This window comes from Paenibacillus sp. ATY16 (assembly GCF_003399985.2).
GTDB lineage: Bacteria > Bacillota > Bacilli > Paenibacillales > Paenibacillaceae > Pristimantibacillus > Pristimantibacillus glycanilyticus.
Map to the genome: position 1 here is coordinate 472,665 of NZ_NMOK02000023.1, position 8,020 is coordinate 480,684.

Sequence of the window (8,020 nt, forward strand, 5' to 3'; positions counted from 1 at the left end):
GACAATCAGACGGCATTCGCAGCAATACGCCAAAAATAGAACAACCGATTGACGTACGCCCGCGACAGGTTCCAACAGCCTTCTGCGGGCTTGTCCAATATAATGAGACCATGTCAGAAACAGATGCAAAAGAAAGAAAGGATGTGCCAGGGTGAAAAAGTGGATTCGACAAACGGTTATAGCCGCATTGGTGGTGTCAACATTCCTTGTCACGGCTCAAAGCCTTCAGGCGGAATCAATGCCGTCCGTAACGGCTCAACAGGAAACGGAGCTTCAATCCGCCGTACGAGGCTGGATGGACGAGCTTGCGAAATTACCGGAGTTCAAAGCGTGGAGTCATGCCGAATTTACCGTGTCGCCTCTTGGACCCGGCACGCATAGCTGGATAGCGATTGTTAAGGATAAAGGTCAACCGGCCGGATACCTGGTTATTCAGGCGAAGGAAAATGGCGGGTTTGCGCTTGGGGAATACGGAACGGGGGAATACTTGTTTGACCAGACAACGCTGCATCAATCCCTTGCGCAGCTGGAGCTTCTCTCCTCTCTGCCTAATACGAACCAAGCTTTATATATTCATCCGTTACTGGCCGTCTGGGACGTGAACGGTTCAGCGGAAAATACGTATTTGGACGGAATGAGCGGTGAATGGCTGCCCCTGCAAAAAGCAACGTTGGAGAAGACAGCCAAGGCAGAAGAAGGGCTTGCCGCACGTTACGCCCTGCAAGGGAACACCTTGATTCAAAGAGCCGTGAAAAGCCGTTCTTTCGATCCGTACAGCGAAATGCCGTGGCTGACCGAGAAACCTATACCAGCTTCCGCCGAGGATACCAGCATCGTGCTCAAAGCGCTAAGCTCCAAGACGCCTCTCCGTTTTACGGTAGAACGCTTTAATAATGAGATGCTCTATGTATGGTCGGTAACCGGGTATCACAGCTGGGGGGATGGCAATGTCTATGCCGCTCTGGAAACGGATGAGCTCGGCAGCAGCACAAGGTACATTCCCCTCAAGCTTCTTGCCGAGCTCGGTCATTTCTATCGCTAACGTTCCGTACGGCCTTTCCACCATAGCAATACGCTTGCCCCGCCCCATCCGAACCAGCGCGACAGCCAATGCTCCCTTGCAGCCTTGGCTGTCGCTTTGGCTGCTTTTCGTTCATCCCTCGGCGTCTCGATGTAGTTCACAAATTCCACGGTCACGTATTTAATAAGATCATGTCCATTTGCCACTGCCCGATCACCTCTTCGGTTTATTTGTTACTAGAAGTTTGCCCGGATTGTCCAGATCGTAAACATGCATGAGTTTTCCTTCAATAAGCCACGCTATCGATAGCTGCTTTGCACGCAAGTCTTGGCATATTGAAGGAGGAATTCAAATTGTTTGTCATGCGGGTTACCGTTTTTGTGCTTATCGGCTTGCTTAGTCTTGCGCCCCAGCTGTCAGCTGCCGTTCCGGAAAACAAACAGCAAATTGCGCACGCTCCCGAGGACGGTTGGACGATGCCTTCGGCTATCGTGTTGATCGATGCCGGACACGGCGGGATTGACGGAGGCGCAACAGCCGGAAATACCTTGGAAAAGGATATAAATTTGGCCATCGCCCAAAAGCTGTACCTATTGCTTAATAGTCAAGGCATTCCGGCCGTGCTGAATCGCACCGGTGATTATGCGCTTAGCGAAGAGAACCGGTGGCATGTGAGCAGATCTCGTCACAAGCGCGATTTGTCGCAACGCCGCCAGTTAACCGACGAGATCGAGACAACCATGCTGGTCAGCCTTCACGTGAACTGGACCAAGGACAGATCCAAGCATGGTCCGCTTGTACTGCATCAGTCTACGGGTGAAAGCGCCCTTCTTGCTTTTTGCATACAGGACACGCTGAATAGACAACAACAAACCGCTTTTTACCCAAGAGAAGGCAAGCCTTTTTATTTGCTGCGCAAGGTCGACCAACCGGCCGTCATTGTAGAGATGGGCTTTATCAGTCATGAAGGCGACCGTACGATGCTCACCGACCCACGCGAGCAGCTTCGCGTTGCCACGGCAATCGCCTCAGGGATTCGGCAGTATAAATGGATCACCCGATAACGAAGGAACCAGATCCGACAGCTTGACGAATTGAACTTGGCCGTCTGATTGCATCCCTGGAATGGATGCCTTAAGGACGGCTGCCGTTTTTTTGCCCGGAGGCCCAACATGGCCGATAACGATGCAAGTAGCATGGGATTCCAGATGCTTCTTCGCAATCGTCATTTGTTTCGATACATGCTGCTCCGTATAGACGTCATCAAGAAATACGTTGTTTGCGAGTGCCGGTACGCCAAGCTCCTCCGTTACTTTGGGTACAACCGTTTTGAAAGTCGTACGGCTGTCGAGGAAAAATAATCCCCGTTCCTTGCAGACCGAAAGGACGATACGCATAATCCGTTCGTCAGCCGTAATTTTGGAGCCCATGTGATTGTTCATGCCTACCGCATACGGAACGTTATCAATGGCATCCTCTACCCGCTTCTTAATTTCGGCATCGCTGAGATCAGCGGTAATTGCCCCTGGACCCAGCCAATTTTTTTGCCCTTTATTAGGCTCCATCGGCATATGCACAATAACATCGTGTCCAAGGCGATGCGCTTCTTCGGCATCCTTTTTGGTGGTTGGCATAAACGGCATAATCGCTACCGTAAATTTAACGGGCAGCTGCAGCATCTCATCCGTGCCGTTCATTCCGTTGCCGAAATCATCGATTACAATCGCAAACTGTCTTGCGGACTTCGCTTGTTCTTCCTCTGCGGCCATCGCTTGTCCCGCACCGGCCGGCATGAATAACACGAGTGCAATGATCCAAATGACAGCTGCTCTTTTTCGTTTGTTCACGTCATACACCCTTTCCCTTTTATCCCCTTCATTGTTTGTCCAACGGAGGAAAAATATGCTGAATTTTGCAACTTTATTGGATGGGTTGACGAATGAAACCCGTACATGCTACCATAGGGGACGTAATAAGGCATGCGGTCGTGGCGGAATTGGCAGACGCGCTAGATTCAGGTTCTAGTGGTGTAACAGCCGTGGAGGTTCGAGTCCTCTCGACCGCACCATGCATAAAGGGTTCCAGCGCATGAGCTGGAGCCTTTTTCTTTTGTCTTAACTATTTCTAAATAAACAGCTTGACTCTTCTCTTTACTTAATGGTATGATATCTTTCGTTGGCAACAACATTTGCGGTCGTGGCGGAATTGGCAGACGCGCTAGATTCAGGTTCTAGTGGTGTAACAGCCGTGGAGGTTCGAGTCCTCTCGACCGCACCATACATAAACAGTCAAAGGTTTTGGTTAGTCTAGCGATAGACAACCAAAACCTTTTTTTGTATGCCTCGACGCAAAAAAAGCAGGAAACCCTGCGTACCAGAGTTTCCTGCTGTATGCTGTACTTGCTATTCTACAGAACCGCGTTCGCTTGAGGCAAGCTCAAAGCGGTAATTGCGGCTCAGCTTGACGACCCGTCTGTTGTGACGACGGATGACAACCGATGCGTCATCCCAAGCAACAACGATTCCAATCACGTCGTTTACTTCCATCTCGTCCCGAACGACACGGATCTTCTCGCCGCTTTGGCGAAACTGATCCAACTGCTCTTCACTAATCACCGCTAATACCTCCGTGCGGACTAACCGACATGCTCCTTGGAATCATTGGTTTCATACCATTCATCAAGCACTCTTGAAGACATGACGCGCTTTGCGATATATTCTGCCTGACGCTCCGTGAATTGACCTTTCCATTCCTCACCGAGCTCTTCGCAAAGCTTCACAATCGTAAGAAGCTCCGACCATGCAACATAACGCTTGTACCAGAAAAATTGCGGATGCTCAATCATATAAGGATACAAATCATCAAATTCCGTATGCTTGCAATCTAACGCGCGTTCGAAGTGAACTTTCGCGTCACCCAGTTTCGCAGTCAAAAATTCAGAAGTTATCATTGCCGCTGCCTCCCCTCGGTTCCTTCACCCTCATTATAACTTAGTCGAACTGAATTTGCCCGTTTTTCAAAGAAGTAACATTTACTAGCGACTCAACCCGCACACCTTGTTCGCGAAGCGTTCTTGAACCGGCCTGGAACGATTTCTCGAGAACAATCCCCATGCCCACCAGCTCTGCGCCGGATCTCTCAATGATCTTGATCAGTCCGCGGGCTGCATCGCCGTTAGCGATAATATCGTCGATGAAGAGCACTTTATCTTCAGCCGACAAAAACTGCTTCGACACCATAATATCGGTCACCATCCCTTTTGTAAAGGACGGAACACGCTCCGAATAAGCATCCGGATCCGCGATTAAAGTTTTCTTGCGACGTGCAAATACAAGCGGTACTCCTAGTACGTACGCCGTAGCATAAGCAACGGGAATACCAGAGGATTCGATCGTAACAACTTTCGTAATTTTCTCGTCAGCAAACCGTTTTGCGAATTCATGTCCCATTTCCATCGTAAGAGCAGGATCGACCTGGTGGTTAAGTATGGAATCCAGCCGCAACACATCGCTTGAAAGTACCGATGCTTGCTCTAAAATTCGTTCTTTTAAAATATCCATCGTCATTTCCCTCCACCAAAATCTCTTTTCGATAACTTACCATAGGATAGGCAAACAACGCAACCCGGCTCTTTCAAATTTTTTATCGAAGCAGGAGAGGAATCATTTTATATAGAAGAGATATATAATGCAAAGCAACTTCTTCCAGATATGGACGTAAATAAAGATAAGATTTCAGGACAAAAAGCGACCCAAAAGGAGCGCAATCGCATGAACAAGACAAAGAGAACATATTATGCAGCAAAATGGACGGCCGCAATGGCCCTTTCCCTTATAGCGACAACAGGCTGTTCGAACACGATGAACACGGACACTCCATTAAGTCTGCAGCCAGCCGACCATTCGTCGGACACTTACCCAACGGGCGACAGTCCGCAGAAAACCTACTCCCAAGGACAGGATAGCGGGAGTTACGCCAAGGAGCCTGCAGCAAGCGGCGCAAATGCGTCCGGCGGAGATACGAGCGCGGAATCCTCCGGCAAAAGCACATCGCCGTCCGGCACTGGCACGGCAAGCAAACAGCAGCAATGGGATGCTTCCCACCCTGTCATGCTCGGTCTTCGGATCGGCGATTCCAACACGAAAGTATCCGAGCGCTATGGCAAAGCAAATGACGTATACAGCCTGAAGGACGATTCGGAGACGATAGAGGTTCACGAATACAAAGGTTTTGCCGTAGGGATCAACGAAGACAAAGCGATCCAGTACATAGAGGTTTACGATAAGTCGATTGCAACCGGGCTCAGCGGCGTTCGCGTCGAGGACAAAACGGAAACCGTGCTTAAAGCGCTTGGCAAACCAACTTCCCAGAACAGCTACATCATTACTTACCAAGGAAAAGACTCGCTGCTCAAATTTGATCTGGATCCGGATCATAACAAAATCGTTTCGATCAAATTGTTAGCCGGAGCTTAACCGGACCGCTTATCCGGAAGTTACTGTCATGCCCGTCCCTCTTTGGACATACCTTCTTATATAGAAGGTTATTTTCGGGAGGACATGCCATGGTAAAGCGTACGGGTAAGGCTCTTCAAATCGCATCCACTTATATTGGCACGATTGTAGGCGCCGGTTTTGCGACTGGACAAGAGATCTTGCAGTTTTTCACCCGCTTCGGCTATTGGGGTACACTGACGATCGCTGTCGCGACGGCGCTCTTTATATGGCTAGGCGGCAAGATGATGCTGATTGCAAGCGAAATCGGGGCGAAGTCCTACGAGGATCTGAACATTGCGTTGTTTGGCGATAAGTACGGGAAATGGATCAGCCATTTCATGCTGGTTGTGCTGCTTGGCGTAACCGCCGTGATGCTTGCCGGTGCGGGCACCATCTTTTACGAGAATTGGAATGTCTCTTATCAAACGGGATTACTCGTCACCATTGCCGCATGTTACTTCCTGCTTCGCAAAGGCATGAAAGCGATTCTGACGGTTAACGCGATCGTGGTGCCGGTTATGCTCCTATTCACCGCGCTAATTATGCTGGACACGTTCCAAACGCCCGAAGCCGACAGGTTCATAACGATTGCGACGGACCACTCGGTATGGGCGGCATGGGCTTCCCCATTCCTGTATACCGCCTTTAACCTGTCGATGGCGCAAGCCGTGCTTGTCCCGCTTGGCTCGGAGGTTAAGGACCGTAAAACCATTGTACTGGGCTCATGGATTGGCGGAATCGGAATCGGCATTATGCTGCTAGCCGGACATATTGCGTTATCCGTCCATATGCCCGGCATCCAGCAGTTTGCCATCCCGATGGGAGGCATCGCCAAGCAGCTTGGCCATTTCGTGCAGTATATTTATATTTTCCTCATATTCGCCGAGATCTTTACGACGCTTATTGCCGACATTTACGGTCTGACCCTCCAGCTCCAGGAGCGGCTGAAATGGTCCCGTCCGTTAATCATCTTGGGCATTCTCGCCTTCTGCTATTTCGCGAGCCAAATCGGCTTTGGCCCGCTGCTCTCGACGCTTTATCCGATTTTCGGCCTTATCAGCTTAGGCTGGCTATACCTGGTCATCCGACGAAGGATGGCTCACTAACGGCCTGCTTCTGCCAGGCAGCTCGATTTGATTAGCATGAGGAATGCCATTCTGAAGTGCAGCCCGAATATGCTCATGGCAGGTAAACAGGATCAATTGGCGCGATAACGACAATTCGCCAAGCAATTGGGCGACGGCTTGCAGGCGCTGGCGGTCGAAGTTAACGAACAAATCATCCAGCAGCAGCGGCATGCCCGCTGCTGCTGTTCGTTCTACGGCAAGCGCAAGCCGCATGGCCAGATACACCAGCTCGGCTGTGCCGCGGCTTAACATAACGGAATCGACTAATCGGTTATCTGACGTCTCAAGCCGGAGCGAAGGCTGGTCCGGGGTCGTCATCACCCGGCTATATCGCCCTTCCGTAAGACGGCGTACAAATTCGCTTGCCAGCTTCAGCAAGGCGGGCTGCCGTTCTTCCTCGTATATCCGTCTCGTTGTCCGAATGAGGGAGGCGCTGACAGCCAGCACGGCGTAACGCTCGGCATCCTCGGTGATCCGGGCAAGCGTCATTTCCTTGACGGCCAGCAGCTCCCGGCGCTTCTCCTCCTGCAGCAAATGCTCAAGCTGCTGGCGCAGTCTTCCCCGCTTATCGAGCAGATCTCCCCTCTTCCTCTCCAACTGCTCGGCTTCCGATTGAAGCCGCTCGCAAAGCTGCTTCAGCTCATCTCCGTCGTGGCTGGTGAGCAGCAGCTCCAGCTCCTTTAACCGTTCCTCCGACATGCCTGCTTCGATCTCGATCCGCAGCTTATTCCGCTCGTTATCGATGGCTTCCAATCGATTCCGGTGAACGAGAACGGCTGCAAACTCGGCTTCGTTATGGAAGCCGGCAGCTTCCGTAAGCTGCCGGATCGAAGAGTTGAGCTGCTGCTGCTTGTCTCCGACCGCCGTTAAGGCTAATTGAAGAGCTTGAAGCCGCTCATCCAGCCGGGCGGCTTCTTCCTGCGCCGCTGCCTGCCGGCGCAGCTCCGCCTGCAGGAGCCGCAATGCCAATGCGGGCTCCGCGGGAAGACGCTGCGCCGCGTCCGGGAAGGCGGCGCAAAGCTCCGCCGCGCGGGCCTCGAACGCGGCGAGCTGGGCGTTGGCAGCGGCGAGCTTCGCTGCGCGGCGGTCCCGCTGCTGGAGCCGGTGCAAAGCTTGCTCGGCGAGCTCGAATATTTCGAGCGCTGCATCCGGCGACATGTCCGGCAGCGCTATCGCTTCCAGCCAGCCGCGCCATTGCCGGGCAGCGGCTGCGCGCTCTGCCGCCGCGGCGGCGGCAGCCTCGCGGCGTTCGCCGGCGGCAGCGCGAAGCCGCGCGTGCCGGCGGGCCAGCTCGGCACGGCCGGCGCCGAGCTGCTCGCTGCGCTGCAGCGCGTTGGCGCGCGCCTCGGCAGCGGCGCGCAGCTGCTCGCGGGCCG

Annotated in this window: 10 protein-coding genes and 2 tRNA genes; 6 read left to right on the forward strand and 6 right to left on the reverse strand. The window is 52.5% G+C overall.

The window, feature by feature from the left end; translation table 11 throughout:
• Nucleotides 1-151 precede the first annotated feature (151 nt).
• A complete protein-coding gene (locus tag CFI03_RS15095; protein WP_248757839.1) occupies nt 152-1,042 on the forward strand; it encodes a hypothetical protein in 891 nt (296 codons plus the stop codon).
• Here CFI03_RS15095 and CFI03_RS15100 read toward each other — a convergent pair.
• Complete coding sequence (locus CFI03_RS15100; RefSeq protein ID WP_015845564.1) at nt 1,039-1,227, reverse strand: YqzE family protein; 189 nt, start codon at nt 1,225-1,227, stop codon at nt 1,039-1,041. The two genes, CFI03_RS15095 and CFI03_RS15100, sit on opposite strands and share 4 nt — an antisense overlap.
• Before the next feature lie 147 nt (nt 1,228-1,374).
• Between CFI03_RS15100 and CFI03_RS15105 the strand changes: the two genes are divergently transcribed.
• Nucleotides 1,375-2,085: an N-acetylmuramoyl-L-alanine amidase family protein gene (locus CFI03_RS15105; protein WP_201001584.1), complete on the forward strand. Its 711-nt coding sequence runs from the start codon at nt 1,375-1,377 to the stop codon at nt 2,083-2,085.
• On the opposite strand, the gene CFI03_RS15110 is transcribed toward CFI03_RS15105, so the two are convergent.
• Nucleotides 2,050-2,877: a divergent polysaccharide deacetylase family protein gene (locus tag CFI03_RS15110; RefSeq protein ID WP_248757840.1), complete on the reverse strand. Its 828-nt coding sequence runs from the start codon at nt 2,875-2,877 to the stop codon at nt 2,050-2,052. The two genes, CFI03_RS15105 and CFI03_RS15110, sit on opposite strands and share 36 nt — an antisense overlap.
• 125 nt (nt 2,878-3,002) lie before the next feature.
• Here CFI03_RS15110 and CFI03_RS15115 point away from each other — a divergent pair.
• Together CFI03_RS15115 and CFI03_RS15120 are read left to right on the forward strand one after the other, a co-directional pair.
• Nucleotides 3,003-3,089 (forward strand) — tRNA-Leu (locus CFI03_RS15115).
• Between the two features lie 122 nt (nt 3,090-3,211).
• Nucleotides 3,212-3,298, forward strand: a tRNA-Leu gene (locus CFI03_RS15120).
• 125 nt (nt 3,299-3,423) lie between these two features.
• Here the strand turns inward: CFI03_RS15120 and CFI03_RS15125 are convergent.
• Genes CFI03_RS15125 through CFI03_RS15135 form a run of 3 tightly spaced genes read right to left on the reverse strand, consistent with a single transcriptional unit; the run spans nt 3,424 to nt 4,581 of the window.
• On the reverse strand, nt 3,424-3,636 hold the full coding sequence (locus CFI03_RS15125) for a hypothetical protein (RefSeq protein ID WP_248757841.1): 213 nt from the start codon (nt 3,634-3,636) through the stop codon (nt 3,424-3,426).
• Nucleotides 3,637-3,656: 20 nt separating this feature from the next.
• Nucleotides 3,657-3,971, reverse strand: a complete 315-nt coding sequence (locus CFI03_RS15130; protein WP_127497648.1) for a hypothetical protein — start codon at nt 3,969-3,971, stop codon at nt 3,657-3,659.
• Between the two features lie 40 nt (nt 3,972-4,011).
• Entirely contained in the window at nt 4,012-4,581 is a 570-nt protein-coding gene (locus tag CFI03_RS15135; protein WP_015845569.1) for a xanthine phosphoribosyltransferase, read from the reverse strand.
• A gap of 210 nt (nt 4,582-4,791) precedes the next feature.
• Between CFI03_RS15135 and CFI03_RS15140 the strand changes: the two genes are divergently transcribed.
• Both CFI03_RS15140 and CFI03_RS15145 read left to right on the forward strand, forming a co-directional pair.
• Nucleotides 4,792-5,496, forward strand: a complete 705-nt coding sequence (locus tag CFI03_RS15140; RefSeq protein ID WP_248757842.1) for a hypothetical protein — start codon at nt 4,792-4,794, stop codon at nt 5,494-5,496.
• Nucleotides 5,497-5,585: 89 nt separating this feature from the next.
• Nucleotides 5,586-6,623 (forward strand): YkvI family membrane protein, encoded by a 1,038-nt coding sequence (locus CFI03_RS15145; RefSeq protein ID WP_248757843.1) that lies wholly within the window; start codon nt 5,586-5,588, stop codon nt 6,621-6,623.
• On the opposite strand, the gene CFI03_RS15150 is transcribed toward CFI03_RS15145, so the two are convergent.
• Nucleotides 6,588-8,020, reverse strand: a 1,433-nt coding sequence (locus CFI03_RS15150; RefSeq protein ID WP_481857684.1) for an ATP-binding protein, incomplete at its 5' end; no start/stop codon positions are given. The two genes, CFI03_RS15145 and CFI03_RS15150, sit on opposite strands and share 36 nt — an antisense overlap.

Excerpts from the sequence above, each read along its gene's own strand:
- CFI03_RS15130 (WP_127497648.1), bottom strand. The coding sequence starts at position 3,971 with ATGATAACTTCTGAATTTTTGACTGCGAAACTGGGTGACGCGAAAGTT.
- CFI03_RS15135 (WP_015845569.1), bottom strand. The coding sequence starts at position 4,581 with ATGGATATTTTAAAAGAACGAATTTTAGAGCAAGCATCGGTACTTTCA.
- CFI03_RS15140 (WP_248757842.1), top strand. The coding sequence starts at position 4,792 with ATGAACAAGACAAAGAGAACATATTATGCAGCAAAATGGACGGCCGCA.
- CFI03_RS15145 (WP_248757843.1), top strand. The coding sequence starts at position 5,586 with ATGGTAAAGCGTACGGGTAAGGCTCTTCAAATCGCATCCACTTATATT.